15 protein-coding genes and 1 tRNA gene are annotated in these 13,489 nt (G+C 59.5%); 9 read left to right on the top strand and 7 right to left on the bottom strand.

The window, feature by feature from the left end; genetic code table 11:
- Positions 1–34: 34 nt before the first annotated feature.
- From ACQKQA_RS05275 to ACQKQA_RS05255, 5 genes are all read left to right on the top strand, one after another.
- Positions 35–226, top strand: coding sequence for a hypothetical protein (locus tag ACQKQA_RS05275; protein WP_427554240.1), 192 nt, complete (start codon positions 35–37; stop codon positions 224–226).
- 422 nt (positions 227–648) lie between these two features.
- Positions 649–888: a YceK/YidQ family lipoprotein gene (locus ACQKQA_RS05270; RefSeq protein ID WP_427554238.1), complete on the top strand. Its 240-nt coding sequence runs from the start codon at positions 649–651 to the stop codon at positions 886–888.
- A 279-nt stretch (positions 889–1,167) separates the two neighbouring features.
- On the top strand, positions 1,168–1,371 hold the full coding sequence (locus ACQKQA_RS05265) for a hypothetical protein (protein WP_427554236.1): 204 nt from the start codon (positions 1,168–1,170) through the stop codon (positions 1,369–1,371).
- Positions 1,372–1,687: 316 nt separating this feature from the next.
- Positions 1,688–2,167, top strand: a complete 480-nt coding sequence (locus ACQKQA_RS05260; protein WP_427554234.1) for a hypothetical protein — start codon at positions 1,688–1,690, stop codon at positions 2,165–2,167.
- 323 nt (positions 2,168–2,490) lie between these two features.
- A complete protein-coding gene (locus ACQKQA_RS05255; RefSeq protein ID WP_427554233.1) occupies positions 2,491–3,246 on the top strand; it encodes an acyltransferase in 756 nt (251 codons plus the stop codon).
- Positions 3,247–3,677: 431 nt separating this feature from the next.
- Here the strand turns inward: ACQKQA_RS05255 and ACQKQA_RS05250 are convergent, their stop codons facing one another.
- Both ACQKQA_RS05250 and ACQKQA_RS05245 read right to left on the bottom strand, forming a co-directional pair.
- Positions 3,678–3,884 carry a DUF6434 domain-containing protein gene (locus ACQKQA_RS05250; protein ID WP_427554231.1) on the bottom strand — a complete coding sequence of 69 codons (207 nt, stop codon included), beginning with the start codon at positions 3,882–3,884 and terminating at the stop codon, positions 3,678–3,680.
- Positions 3,885–4,161: 277 nt separating this feature from the next.
- Positions 4,162–4,249: transfer RNA gene (locus ACQKQA_RS05245), tRNA-Ser, on the bottom strand.
- A gap of 123 nt (positions 4,250–4,372) precedes the next feature.
- On the opposite strand from ACQKQA_RS05245, the gene ACQKQA_RS05240 reads away from it, so the two are divergent.
- Entirely contained in the window at positions 4,373–5,044 is a 672-nt protein-coding gene (locus ACQKQA_RS05240; RefSeq protein WP_427554229.1) for a Bax inhibitor-1/YccA family protein, read from the top strand.
- Between the two features lie 69 nt (positions 5,045–5,113).
- Here ACQKQA_RS05240 and ACQKQA_RS05235 read toward each other — a convergent pair whose 3' ends face one another.
- Both ACQKQA_RS05235 and ACQKQA_RS05230 read right to left on the bottom strand, forming a co-directional pair.
- Positions 5,114–5,443, bottom strand: a complete 330-nt coding sequence (locus ACQKQA_RS05235) for a YceK/YidQ family lipoprotein (RefSeq protein WP_427554227.1) — start codon at positions 5,441–5,443, stop codon at positions 5,114–5,116.
- A gap of 72 nt (positions 5,444–5,515) precedes the next feature.
- Positions 5,516–5,953 (bottom strand): Lrp/AsnC family transcriptional regulator, encoded by a 438-nt coding sequence (locus ACQKQA_RS05230; protein ID WP_009044531.1) that lies wholly within the window; start codon positions 5,951–5,953, stop codon positions 5,516–5,518.
- A 132-nt stretch (positions 5,954–6,085) separates the two neighbouring features.
- Here ACQKQA_RS05230 and ACQKQA_RS05225 point away from each other — a divergent pair, with 132 nt between their 5' ends.
- From ACQKQA_RS05225 to ACQKQA_RS05215, 3 genes are all read left to right on the top strand, one after another.
- Positions 6,086–6,982 carry a DMT family transporter gene (locus tag ACQKQA_RS05225; RefSeq protein WP_427554224.1) on the top strand — a complete coding sequence of 299 codons (897 nt, stop codon included), beginning with the start codon at positions 6,086–6,088 and terminating at the stop codon, positions 6,980–6,982.
- 333 nt (positions 6,983–7,315) lie between these two features.
- Entirely contained in the window at positions 7,316–9,589 is a 2,274-nt protein-coding gene (locus tag ACQKQA_RS05220) for an FdhF/YdeP family oxidoreductase (RefSeq protein WP_427554222.1), read from the top strand.
- A gap of 152 nt (positions 9,590–9,741) precedes the next feature.
- Entirely contained in the window at positions 9,742–10,689 is a 948-nt protein-coding gene (locus tag ACQKQA_RS05215; RefSeq protein WP_427554220.1) for a Dyp-type peroxidase, read from the top strand.
- 126 nt (positions 10,690–10,815) lie between these two features.
- On the opposite strand, the gene ACQKQA_RS05210 is transcribed toward ACQKQA_RS05215, so the two are convergent.
- The 3 genes from ACQKQA_RS05210 to ACQKQA_RS05200 are packed head-to-tail and all read right to left on the bottom strand — an operon-like array spanning position 10,816 to position 13,426.
- Positions 10,816–10,986 (bottom strand): DUF2474 domain-containing protein, encoded by a 171-nt coding sequence (locus tag ACQKQA_RS05210; RefSeq protein WP_427554218.1) that lies wholly within the window; start codon positions 10,984–10,986, stop codon positions 10,816–10,818.
- Complete coding sequence (cydB, locus tag ACQKQA_RS05205; protein ID WP_427554216.1) at positions 10,973–11,989, bottom strand: cytochrome d ubiquinol oxidase subunit II; 1,017 nt, start codon at positions 11,987–11,989, stop codon at positions 10,973–10,975. Before cydB ends, ACQKQA_RS05210 begins: the two co-directional genes overlap by 14 nt.
- A gap of 15 nt (positions 11,990–12,004) precedes the next feature.
- A complete protein-coding gene (locus tag ACQKQA_RS05200; RefSeq protein ID WP_427554214.1) occupies positions 12,005–13,426 on the bottom strand; it encodes a cytochrome ubiquinol oxidase subunit I in 1,422 nt (473 codons plus the stop codon).
- Between the last annotated feature and the right edge of the window lie 63 nt (positions 13,427–13,489).

Below are 13,489 nucleotides of genomic sequence, written 5' to 3'. Positions count from 1 at the left end.
AATAGTGGGGCTACCTCGTCAAAAGGAGCCGCATATGATCGCCGACCCTGTGAGCAAACCGGTGTCGGAGCAACGCGTCTGGGATCAATTCTTCTGCGCCGCGTTGATTGCGGAAAGCAATCTGACGGCACCCGTCGTGGGAGGGGCCACGCACGAAGACCGGCAGAACCTGTTGATCGAAAGAGCCAGAACGCTCGCCGACAAGATGATGGAATACAGAAAATAACCAGAGCCCGGCCATAGCGCTGGGCTCTTTGCATCTGGAGCCTGTCCCAGATGGCTTTATGGTTCAATGAGAGGCGTTCTTAAAGGAGATTGGCTATGGATAAGGCGTTCAGAAGTCCGCTATTTCTGACGGGGCTGCCCCTGGTTGTGTGCGGGCTCGCCATCAGCGTGCCTGCGTTATGGATTACAGGTTTGGTCTTGATGGTGTGTGGATGGGTAAAGGGCAATGGACGAGCATGACTGCCTCACCGTGGCCCCCTGTAGATGAGTCGGGTTGGCGTTCACGAGTACCTGGGACGCCATCACGGAACGGGATGTGAATGGCATTCGATGACGGCGAAGGGAGTGCAGGCGGGGGAGAGTGACTCACTTTACGCAACAGCGTCTATGCAGGTCTGCGCAAAGAAGTAATAAGGATGTTACGTGGTTCGCAAAGCGATCTTGCTGATTCTGATCGTCAGCTTAAGTGGGTGTATGGCAACCGCTATGCGCATGGATTACGACAAGCACCGATGCCCCTACATCGGATTACGGTTCGACTGGTGGCTGGTGGGCACCTCCAAAGGGAAACTGATCCCCTTTCTGTTAATCGACGCGCCGTTTTCATTGGTGGTCGATACGGTATTTTTCCCCTTCGAATATCAGTACAGCTGCAACATCTAGACCTCTGGTATTCGTCCGCACCGGGGTGTGATTTGAAGGCCGCCTGCTTTGCAGAGTTGCGCCGCTCGACCGGTTCAGCACGTTCGTAAAGGGGTGAGAGTGTTGGCCGGGACAAGCGTCGGCCTCAAGTAGGCGGTCTCCTCCTCGTAATGGTGCTAAATTTCGCACTGAAGAATGGATATGGGGGCCAGCTTCGCGGCTTTCAGGTCTGATGGAGCCTTGTGTGCTGATAGGCGATGTTTTTGCACCAATCATCAGGCGCAGCGGAAGTGTTATTGAATGACAAAGAAACAACTGATGGATACCAAGGCAGCGACTGCTGCCGATATCGAACGATCCATCCTGGCCTTGAACAAGATGGCTGAACGCCTTTGGGGCGATGGCCGGGAGGCGGAGGCGAAAGCCCTCCTCAATGCTCTGGACGCGCTAAACCGGGCGCTGGATCGGATCAGGATTGGTGAGAACCGCAGGGTTCTGCATTGAAGCGCGTGAGTCAGCCGGACTGATGGACTTGATAGAGTCTTTCTTCGATCTTCTTTCTGCATTAGGCAACTACGAGTCGCCTGGCAAGCCTCGCAGAGTCTTCACACGAGGGTTTGTCGCATTCTGCATAATGGTGGCCGTGATTGAACTGATGATGCTGAGTCACTTCTATAGTGGGCACGGGTGATGCCTGGGCATAGGCGGGTGAGGTGAAGGTGGAAAGGATTGTCCTCGTGCCGCTGCCTTCTGCTCCAAAAGGATGGCGTAATCTGATGATAGAGTTTGCGACCCAAGCACTCAGCGGAAGAGACCTCCCGTGCCTAAAATCTACGCTGCAAAAGAGTTCGACATCTGTGTATCGATGTCCGACTTCGTTACCTGGATAGGCGAGAGCAAGACGCCTAATAGCGATCTTCAGGCGGTCCTTGCCATCCTTGATATCCCCGCCGACATTCTTGGACTCCATAATCTGTACTTCGCTCATGCGTACAACGGTACCGGCGATGTTCATATTTATCATGCTAGAAATGATGGTGGCAGTGTGCTCGCTATTAACCTGTATCGAGATCTCACTGACCAGCAAGACCTGACGCTTCTGAGCCTGCGCGTGGAAAGCTCCCGCTATGACCTTGTCCTCGCCCACCTCAGGTCATTTTTCGATAACGCACCAGTCCAGATTGCATTCGAGCATCTGAGTCACTCTCTTCGACTTCGCGAGATGCTCGATGAAAGCAGATACCCACGGCTAGTCGAAGAGGGTAACGACTTCATGCAACAGCAGTTTGTTCATCGTTGATGGTAACGTTTTGCCGTGAGCAGAATTCCGGCCCTGCGTGAGGTTTTTTGTTTCCCCAGCTGGAACCTGAATCCAGTGTGTCTACCCAGCCTTCGTACCTCGATCCCTGTGACCAGGATTTCTACAGGCCAAAACACCTTTGAACAGGTCCGCCCGCACATTGAATCGGCAACCTTCCGCACCAGCCCTGCCTGTCTTGATCGCTTTGCCGAACGTGATGGCTGCCTGACCTGTGCTGGAAAAGGTTTTGCGCCGAATCCTTCGCCGACTAAAAATCATTTATAGTCCGTAGCTTTATTGGGTAGCCAAAGCAGAGGGGTCGAATGATTCACCCAACAGCTGTAATCAACGACAAAGCAAAGCTTGGAAGTGGCGTGAGTATTGGCGCGTTCACGATCGTTCACGAAAACGTTGTTATTGGTGACAACACCGTTATTGGATCGCATTGTGAGCTTGGGATTCCCTCTTCGTTGTCTGATGGGTCGCCACTAATCATTGGAAAATCATCAATTATCAGATCGCACAGCGTGTTCTACGCCGGATCTGCTTTTGGAGACAACCTAGCGACAGGTCATCGGGTGACAGTAAGAGAAAGAACCGAAGCTGGTGAATCTTTCCAAATTGGAACCCTTGGCGATATTCAAGGGCATTGCAAAATAGGTAATTTCGTAAAATTCCACAGCAACGTCCATATTGGGCAGCATTCTACAATTGGGGACTACGTCTGGATCTTTCCTTATGTAGTGCTGACGAATGACCCGCACCCTCCAAGCAATGTAATGCAAGGCGTAACTCTTGAGAACTTCGTAGTCATCGCCACAATGTCTATTGTGCTGCCTGGCGTAACGGTAAAAGAAGGTGCATTGGTTGGAGCACATAGCTCTGTTAACCGAGATGTTGCACCAGACACGGTAGTTGCCGGGGCTCCTGCCAAATTCATATGTGATACGAAAGAAGTAAAACTTAAAGATGGCTCCGGAGAAAGCGCTTATCCATGGCGTCGGCATTTCCACAGAGGCTATCCCGAGGCAGCCGTTGCTGCCTGGGTTGCCGAGTTTGCATCTGCCAAGGTCGTTTAATATCGTTTCTAGTGGATGGGCGGCTCGCTACTGCTTTAGTGAGTTAAATGATTGTTCACCTGTCAGTCCGCGGGCATGGCTTTGATCAGCAATCGCTGCCAAGTCGCCCGCTCTTTGGTCAGCGCTTGAGCACGTCGGTAAGCGCCATGACGGCGTGGGTAGCTGCCGCGCTTGCTGCGGCAGTGCAGGAATTGCCGGTGGCCTGACAAGCTGCGAGTCGACCGGCAAGGGCATCGGCTCACTCCGACCAAGGCAGCCAGGGCGGATCGCAACCGGCACCACAAGCTGAAACTCCGCAGATCCCCAGTATCCCTAAAGTCGCTGAAATTGATGGAGTCAGGAGAAACAGCACAAGAGTAAAGGCTGCGAGGGAGTCGTAGATGAAGACCCGGGGCTGCGCGGGGTAGCAATGCCGCTCCAGGTTCCTCTGATCAGCGACGGGTTCGGTTCCACTCGTCAGCTACGTCGCCCATCGTCACAGGATGGCCGCTCTTGATCCAGGTCATGAAGGCACGGTCGAATTTGAATGTCGTGCCGCACTCGCTGAGCAGAAACTGCCGCACCTTCTGCGTATTCCGGTAGTCCCGGTCCAATGGGGTAGTTCGGGTGATAGGCCCGGCGTGCCAGTCAACGCTCATTTCCTTTTCCTTGGATTGCGACATGCGCTGAGAGAGTAGCAGTACTCGCGCCACCTATCGCTGATGCGCCCAATCGTGGCGCAACAAACTGGACGACCAGCACAAGAAAATCGCAAGGTTTGTGTTCGGTCGGCAGGACGCCGGAGGAGGGGTTGAAACGGCTCTAGTTATGGAACACGTCCATAATAGTTATGGAACACCTTTCGTGCTGAGGCTTGACGCACAAACCCCAGAAACGACAAAGCCCTGAATAATCAGGGCTTTGTCGTACATAAGATGGCGGAGGCGATGGGATTCGAACTCATGGACCTGTTACAGTCGACGGTTTTCAAGACCGTTGCCTTAAACCACTCGGCCACACCTCCGTTTTTGTTGCGGGCGCCATAATACCCGAATGAAACACACTGTCAAACTCTGTGTATAGCGTGTTGCAGAGCGTCTGTTATGATCTTTGCCACTGAACGTTTCAAACCAACAGGAGTGTCGCCATGCGCGAACAGGATTACGCAGTTAATAACAGCGTGCAGGCCGAGCAGCTAGAAGTTAGCCGCGTCCTGCGCAACACCTACGGCCTACTCGCCCTGACCCTCGCCTTCAGCGGCGTGACCGCCTACGTGGCCCAGCAGATGCGGGTCGGCTATCCGAACATCTTCGTGGTGCTGATCGGTTTCTACGGTCTGTTCTTCCTCACCAACAAACTCCGCGATTCGGCCTGGGGCCTGGTGTCGGCGTTCGCCCTGACCGGTTTCATGGGCTTTCTGCTCGGCCCGATCCTCAACCGCTACCTGGGCATGCAGGGCGGCGCGGAAGTGGTCAGCTCGGCCTTCGCCATGACCGCCCTGGTGTTTGGCGGCCTGTCGGCCTATGTGCTGATCAGCCGCAAGGACATGAGTTTCCTCAGCGGTTTCATCACCGCCGGTTTCTTCGTCCTGCTGGGTGCGGTGCTGGCCAGCATGTTCTTCCAGATCAGTGGCCTGCAACTGGCAATCAGCGCGGGCTTCGTGCTGTTCTCCTCGGTGAGCATCCTGTACCAGACCAGCGCCATCATTCATGGCGGCGAGCGTAACTACATCATGGCGACCATCAGCCTGTATGTATCGATCTACAACCTGTTCGTCAGCCTGTTGCAGCTGTTCGGCATCATGGGCCGCGACGACTGATCGCCAGCCTGAAACAAAAAGCCCGCTTCGGCGGGCTTTTTGTTGTCTGCGATCTGAGCATCCGGGACGCTATTGGGTAATGATCAGGCTGCCGTCGGTCTGTTGCTGATAAATCGTATAGGGCAGCAGCAGGGTGTCGAACACGCTTGAAAGGGCAATGTCGATCAGCATGCCGTAGGTCGAGGCCGGGCCGGTGGACGTTCTTCCATTTTCCGGAACGGGGGCGTGCAGGCTGCAGAAGTCATAGGTCACGCCGCTGTAGATGCGTGGGACTCCGCCGCAGTAGGATTTTCGCTCCTTGAGTTTCTCGCTGGCCACCGAGTCTTCCCTGAATACCGTATCGATGGTTCCGCAGCCGGCGAGCAGCAATGCCGGCAGCAACAAAATAGCGATTTTCATGGCGAGCGTCCTTCCGTCGATGATGGCGGAGTCTAGAACCTTTTTCCCGGTCTGGCGCAGGTCAATCAGCGTTTAAGCCATCGGCGGCAACCGCCGTTTCACCGGGCTTTTCTTGACGATCGCGGTGTTGGTTTCCGCGCAGCTGTTGAGATGGTCGAGCAGGCTGTCCAATTGCTCCATGTCGCGCACATGCAGGCGGGCGATAAAGCAGTCCTCGCCCGTGACCTTGTCGCATTCGGTGAACTCGGGAATGGCCAGGATCTGGCGCTCGACTTCCTGCAGTTTCCCGGGCAACGGCCGGATGCGCACGATGGCCTGCAACTGATAGCCGAAGAATTTGGGGTCGACCTCGACGGTATAGGCCTTGAGCACCCCGCGTTCCTCCAGGCGCCGCAGGCGTTCGGCGACGCTGGGCGACGACAGGCCGCTGATTTGCGCCAGGGCCTTGAGCGAGCGGCGCGAGTCTTCCATCAGGGCGCTGATCAGCGCCTGGTCAATTTCGTCGATCATCTCAGCCTCATTAGGTCAAACCTGAAAAATGCCTTGATAAAAAAGGTACAAGCTGATTTTAGCCTGCTGTTGAGCCTTGAGCAGGGCAAGAGCCGATTGTCATACTTTTGCCACTTGTTGAGGAGAACGATCATGGACAAATTGTTACGCCGCGGCTCGCTGGAAATGACCGCCGCCATGCTGATTTCCGGGACCATTGGCTGGTTCGTGCTGGTGTCCGGGCAGCCGGTGCTGGATGTGGTGCTCTGGCGCTGCGTGTTCGGCGCCGCGACCCTGCTGCTGATCTGCGCCGGCTTCGGCTTTCTGCGCCCCGGCATCCTGACCCGCGGCACCTTCCTTCTCGCTGTGCTCAGCGGTGTCGCCATCGTCGGCAACTGGGTGCTGCTGTTCGCCTCCTATTCCCGAGCGTCGATCGCCATCGGCACCGCGGTCTACAACGTGCAGCCGTTCATGCTGGTGGGGCTGGCGGCGCTGTTTCTCGGCGAGAAGATCACCGCGCAGAAACTGTTCTGGCTGAGCATTTCCTTTGCCGGGATGCTGGCGATCGTCAGTGCCCATGGCGAGCAGGGCGCGAGCGGCAATGACTACCTGCAGGGGATCGCCCTGGCGCTGGGCGCGGCCCTGCTGTATGCCTTCGCCGCGCTGTTGATCAAGCGCCTGACCGGCACGCCGCCGCACCTGATCGCGCTGATCCAGGTTTGCACCGGGGTCTTGCTGCTGGCACCCTGGGCCAACCTGTCGGCGCTGCCGGCAGCCCCCGGTGCCTGGGCCAGCCTGCTGACCTTGGGTATCGTGCACACCGGGGTGATGTACGTGCTGCTGTACGGGGCGATTCAGAAACTGCCGACCGCCCTGACCGGCGCGCTGTCGTTCATCTATCCGATCGCGGCGATCTTCGTCGACTGGTTCGCCTTCGGCCATCGCCTGGAGCTGCTGCAATGGGTCGGCGTGATCGCCATCCTGCTGGCGGCGGCCGGCATGCAGCAGGGCTGGAGCCTGGGGCTGCGCCGTCGAGTGGCGGCGCAATGAACGTTGGGTACACGTGAGCGGCTGGCCCACCGAATCAATACGCATGATAAGTAACTGCCGGATTTGCCGGCAGTTGGCCGCCTTGACAGGCGGGTGCACGTCACTAAGGTTTTAATTCACGGTGAAAGATTCAACCGCAACCCTTCGTCGTTGATTCAAAGGTTTCCAGTCCTCAAGCCCGGTTCCGGGTTGCACGTCTTTTTTGCTGTGTAGCCGTGACATCTGCCGCCCTCGATACGGGCCGGTAGATCGTTACCGAATGCCGCCATGGCGGCGGATCCTAGGCAGCCGACGACTCTCGCCCTCAGGGCGTGGGGCGTATGGGGAGCGATCATGACGACTCGACGTAAAGTACCCGGTGTTCGTAACTACGACGGTCCAGCTGGTGGCTGGGGGGCGCTCAAGGCCACCGCGACGGCGGTTCGAGAGCAGATGGATACGCTCAAGGCTCCCGTCACCCTGATGCGTACCAACCAGCCGGACGGCTTCGATTGTCCGGGCTGCGCCTGGCCCGACAAAGAGCACAAATCCACCTTCCAGTTCTGTGAAAACGGCGCCAAGGCGGTGACCTGGGAGGCGACCAACAAGCGGGTCACCCCGGACTTCTTCGCCAATCATCCCGTCGCGTCTTTATTGCACCGCAGCGATTACGAACTGGAGGACCTGGGGCGTATCACCCATCCCTTGGCCTATGACCGTGCCAGCGATACCTACCAGGCGGTCGAGTGGGAGACGGCCTTTGCCCGGATAGGCGAGATACTCCGTGGGCTGCAACCGGAGCAGGTCGAGTTCTACACCTCCGGCAGGGCCTCCAATGAGGCGGCGTATCTGTATCAGCTGTTCGTCCGGGAATACGGCAGCAACAACTTTCCCGATTGTTCCAACATGTGCCACGAACCCACCAGCGTCGGGTTGCCGCGATCCATCGGTATCGGCAAAGGCACGGTGTCGCTGGACGACTTCGATGCCTGCGAGCTGATCATTTCCATCGGTCACAACCCCGGCACCAACCACCCGCGCATGATGGGCACGCTACATGAAGCCTCGCGGCGCAAGGTCCCGATCATGGTGTTCAACCCCCTGCGCGAACGCGCGCTCGAGCGTTTTGCCGATCCGCAGAATATGGTTGAAATGGCGACTTACGGCTCCACCCGGATCGCCTCGTCCTACTTCCAGGTAAAAGCCGGAGGCGACGCGGCGGCGATCAAGGGAATCATGAAGGCGCTGCTGGAACTGGAGCAGACGGTGGGCGAAGTCCTCGACCATGACTTCATCGCCCGGCACACCCAGGGTTTCGATGAGTTGGTGGCCGACCTGCACGCCACGGCATGGCCCGATATAGAACAGGCCAGCGGCCTGCACCAGGCCGAGCTGGAAAAGGTCGCCGCCGCCTATGCGAAATCCAACGCCACCATCGTCACCTACGGCATGGGCATCACCCAGCACAACGAAGGCACGGCCAATGTCCGGCTGATCTGCGACCTGCTGATGTTGCGCGGCAACTTTGGCAAGCCTGGCGCGGGCATTTGCCCGTTGCGCGGCCATTCCAATGTCCAGGGCAACAGGACGGTGGGCATTACCGAGAAACCGTCGCAGGATTTCCTCGACAGGCTGGAGAACGTATTCGGCTTCAAGCCACCAGCGACCCACGGCCACGATTCGGTACAAGCGATGCAGGCCATGATCGCGGGCACGGCCAGGGCGCTGATTTGCCTGGGGGGCAACTTCGCCGTCGCCTTGCCCGACCCGGGCCAGTGTTTTCCGGCCATGGGCAGGCTCGACCTGAGCGTGCATATCGGCACCAAGCTCAATCGCTCCCATCTGCTGGTCGCCAAGGAGTCCTATCTGTTCCCCTGCCTGGGTCGCACCGAGCTGGATGTGCAGGAGGGGATGCGCCAGTCGATCACCGTCGAGGACTCCATGTCGATGGTCCACGCGTCGGCCGGCAAGCTGGCCCCGGCCTCCGAGTTCCTGCGCTCGGAACCGGCGATAGTGGCCGGCATTGCCCAGGCCACGCTGCCGGACACCAAGGTGCCCTGGCAGGCGCTGGTGGCCGACTACGACAAGATCCGCGACCTGATCGAGCAAACGGTGCCCGGCTTCGAGGCGTTCAACCAGCGCATCCGTGTGCCGGGCGGGTTCCGCATGCCGTTGCCGCCCACCGAGCGCATCTGGCTGACCCCCTCGGGCAAGGCCGAGTTCTTTGTCTTTCCCGGGTTGCATGAAGACAAGGTGGTCGATGGCGCGGACGTCCTGCGCTTGATCACCCTTCGCAGTCATGACCAGTACAACACCACCATCTATGCCATGGACGATCGTTATCGCGGGGTGTTTGGCCGCCGCGACGTGCTGTTCATGAGCCAGGCGGACCTGGATGCCCGTGGCCTGGCCCATGGCGACCTGGTGGATATCGAGACGGTCACCCAGGGCCGGAAACTGCGCTACGAGAAAATCACCGCCATCGAATACAAGATTTCCCCGGGGTCGGTCGCGGCCTATTACCCCGAAGCCAACCAGTTGGTACCGCTGGATTACATCGATGTGGATAGCGGGACGCCGTCCTACAAATCGGTTCCGGTGCGGATTGTGCGCTCGACACTGAACTGACCCTGGTGATCCAGGGAAGGGGCGCGCATGGGGCGCCCCTTTTTCAGTGGTTTTTCATGGGCGCGAGGCTTGCAGCTGTGCGCCCCCACAACGGCATCGCAGCGATTGTTTGCTACTCTCCGGTCTTTCCCGTTCCACCGAGAGTTCAGCCCATGGCCAACGATATTCCTGAACCGCAATCCGTCTGCAACCCGATCACCAGCAGCGCGATCTTTATCGTCGCCACCCTGGCCCCCGGCAGTGACGCCACTGCCAAGGTGCGAGGCTGGTGCGAAGACGTGGCGGGCCTCACGCGTTCGGTCGGCAAGCGGGTTCCCGCAGGGAATCTGTCGTGCGTCTGCGGTTTTGGTTCGGCGGCCTGGGACCGGCTCTTCGGCGGTCCGCGCCCGGCTTCCCTGCACGCCTTTCGCGAGTTCGGCCCGCAAGAGCGCCGGGCCGTGGCGACCCCCGGCGACATCCTGCTGCACATTCGCGCGGACCAGATGGACCTGTGTTTCGAGCTGGCGACGCAACTGATCGCGGCGCTGGGCGATGCGGTCTCGGTGGTCGATGAGGTGCAGGGTTTCCGCTATTTCGATATGCGCAGCATCATCGGTTTTGTCGATGGCACGGAAAACCCGGTCGGGCGCAAGGCGCTCGAATTCACCCTGATCGGCGATGAGGATCCGGCCTTCAGCGGCGGCAGTTATGTGCTGGTGCAGAAGTACCTGCATAACATGAACGCCTGGAACGAGTTGTCGGTCGAAGCGCAGGAACGTGTTATCGGGCGCACCAAACTGTCCGATATCGAACTCGACGATTCGGTCAAGCCGACTTCTTCCCACAGTGCCTTGACCACCATTACCAAGGACGGCGAAGAGGTGAAGATCCTGCGCGACAACATGCCGTTCGGCCGGCCGGGGGCGGGGGAGTTCGGTACCTATTTCATCGGCTACGCCCGCTCGCCGGAACCCATCGAGCAGATGCTGGAAAACATGTTTGTCGGCCGGCCGGCGGGCAACTACGACCGTCTGCTGGATTTCAGCACGGCGGTTACCGGCGGCCTGTTTTTCGTGCCTTCGGCCGATCTGCTGGAAGCGCTGGCCGAACGCCAGCCCTGACCCGGATGCAACGAGCCCGCGAGGTAAGTGCCTCGCGGGCTCGTTGCATCCGGCTGATTGAAGCCACCCACCGGGAAAGGCGCCGGCGCCCCAAAAGCGCCGGACCTTCACCGGTGCCGCCAGCGATCAGTGAGCGCTCATCCCGGCCATCTGCATCATCCACCGCAACAGACTGGCCACTGCACCCAAGGCCAGCACACTGCCAAGCCAGATGCCCACCAGCCACGCCAGCCGCCGATACCAGGGGGCGCTCGGCCCGGCAGGGGGTCGAAGGGTCTCGCCGTCAATGGTAGCCATCGCCGATCCTCACTTTGCCGCGGAACACGTAGTAGCTCCAGCAGGTGTACATCAGGATGATCGGCAGGATGAACAGGGTGCCGATCAGGATGAACAGCTGGCTGGAAAGGGGCGATGCGGCCTGCCACAGGCTGATGGAGGGCGGCACGATATTCGGCCAGATGCTGAAGGCCAGGCCGATGTAGCCGAGGAACACCAGCGCCAGGGTGAACACGAACGGCCAGTGCGAGTGATGCTGGCGCAAGGTGCGCAGCAGCCCGAACAGCGCCAGCAGCGCGAGGACCACCAGGGCGCCGAAGACCACGATATGCGCATGGGTGAACCAGCGGCTGGCGATCTCCGGATGCAGCACAGGCGTCCACACGCAGAGCACCGCGACCACCGCCATCAGCACGAACGCCAGCGGCCGGGTGTAGTGGCGCATCCGCGATTCCAGCATGCCTTCGGTCTTGACCAGCAGCCAGGTGCTGCCCAGCAACGCGTAGGCGACGACCAGTCCCAGGCCGCAGAACAGCGGGAACGGCGCCAGCCAGTCGAGGTTGTCGCCGGCGAACTGGCGATCGACCACCGGGATCCCGGCGATATAGCTGCCGATCACGATGCCCTGGCAGAAGGTCGCCAGCAGCGAGCCGCCGATGAACGCCATATCCCAGACGTGGCGTTTTTCCGGGCTGGCCTTGAAGCGGAACTCAAAGGCCACGCCCCGGAAGATCAACCCGGCCAGCATGAAAATCAACGGTAGGTACAAGGCCTCGAGAATCACCGAATAAGCCAGCGGGAAAGCCCCGTACAGCGCCGCGCCACCGAGGATCAGCCAGGTTTCGTTACCGTCCCAGACCGGCGCCACGGTGTTCATCATCACATCGCGCTCCTGCGCGTCCGGGATGAGCGGGAAGAGGATCCCCAGTCCCAGGTCGAAGCCATCCATGATGACGTACATCATCACCCCGAAGGCGATGATCACGCCCCAGATCAACGACAGATCTATACCTTGAATACCCATGGGCAAGCTCCTTGTTCAGTTGGCGGGGTGGCCGGACGCGAAGGTCTCGGGGACTGCGGACAGCGGCCGGCGCGGCGTGCGGTCCTGGCCGGGGCCGCCTTGTGGCGGATGATCGTGATGGGGCTGCGGGCCTTTGCGGACCAGCTTCATCATGTAGGCGATGCCCACGGTGAACACCGAGAAGTAGATCAGGACGAACAACGCCAGCGAGATGCTCAATTGGCTGACCGAGTGGTTCGATGCCGCGTCGGCGGTGCGCTGCAGCCCGTACACCACCCACGGCTGGCGGCCGACCTCGGTGGTGATCCAGCCGGCCAGCATGGCGATCAGGCCGGTCGGGCCCATGCACAGCACCAGGCGCAGGAACGGCCGGTTGCGGTACAGCGCGCCGTTGCGGCGCAGGGCCAGGCCGAGCAGGCCGGTGAGGATCATCAACATGCCCAGCCCGGCCATGATCCGGAAGCTGAAGAAGATGATGGTCGCGTTCGGCCGGTCCTCTTTCGGGAAGCTCTTGAGCGCCGGGATCTGCTTGTCCAGGCTGTGGGTCAGGATCAGGCTGCCCAGGTAAGGCACTTCGATTGCGTAACCGGTCTTCTCGGCGGCCATGTCGGGGATGCCGAACAGCACCAGCGGCGTGGGCTCGTTGCCGATGTTCTGCCAGTGACCTTCGATGGCGGCGATTTTCGCCGGCTGATGCTCCAGGGTGTTCAGGCCGTGGGCATCCCCGACCACCGCCTGGATCGGTGCGACGATCAAGGCCATCCACATCGCCATCGACAGCATCTTGCGCACTTGCGGCGTATCGTTCTTGCGCAGCAGGTGCCAGGCCGCGGAGGCGCCGACGAAAAACGCGGTGGCGACGAACGCGGCGGTGGCCATGTGCGCCAGGCGGAACGGGAACGACGGGTTGAACACGATGGCCAACCAGTCCATCGGCACGATCCGCCCGTCGACGATGGAGAAGCCCTGCGGCGTTTGCATCCAACTGTTGGAGGCGAGGATCCAGAAGGTCGAGATCAGGGTGCCGATGGCGACCATGACCGTGGAGAAGAAATGCAGCCCACGGCCGACCCGGTTCCAGCCGAACAGCATCACCCCGAGGAAACCGGCCTCGAGGAAAAACGCGGTCAGTACTTCATAGGTCAGCAAGGGCCCGGTAATGCTCCCGGCAAAGTCCGAGAAGCGGCTCCAGTTGGTGCCGAACTCGTAGGCCATGACCAGCCCGGAGACCACCCCCATGCCGAAGTTGACGGCAAAGATCTTTGACCAGAAGTGGTACAGGTCCTTGTAGACCGAATGATTGCTTTTCAGCCAGAGGCCTTCGAGCACCGCCAGGAAACTGGCCAGCCCGATGGTGATGGCGGGAAATATGATGTGGAACGAGACCGTGAATGCGAATTGAATTCGCGCCAGGTCGAGCGCTTCCAGGTTTGACATGACGATACCCTCAAAGTGGCTCGATACGCGCGCACAGCCAGGCCGACCGCTCGCGGCCAACGG

It is taken from the genome of Pseudomonas sp. NPDC089530 (assembly GCF_050280705.1).
In the GTDB taxonomy this organism is placed as follows: Bacteria; Pseudomonadota; Gammaproteobacteria; order Pseudomonadales; family Pseudomonadaceae; genus Aquipseudomonas.
This window is presented reverse-complemented; position numbering and strand designations above follow the sequence as displayed.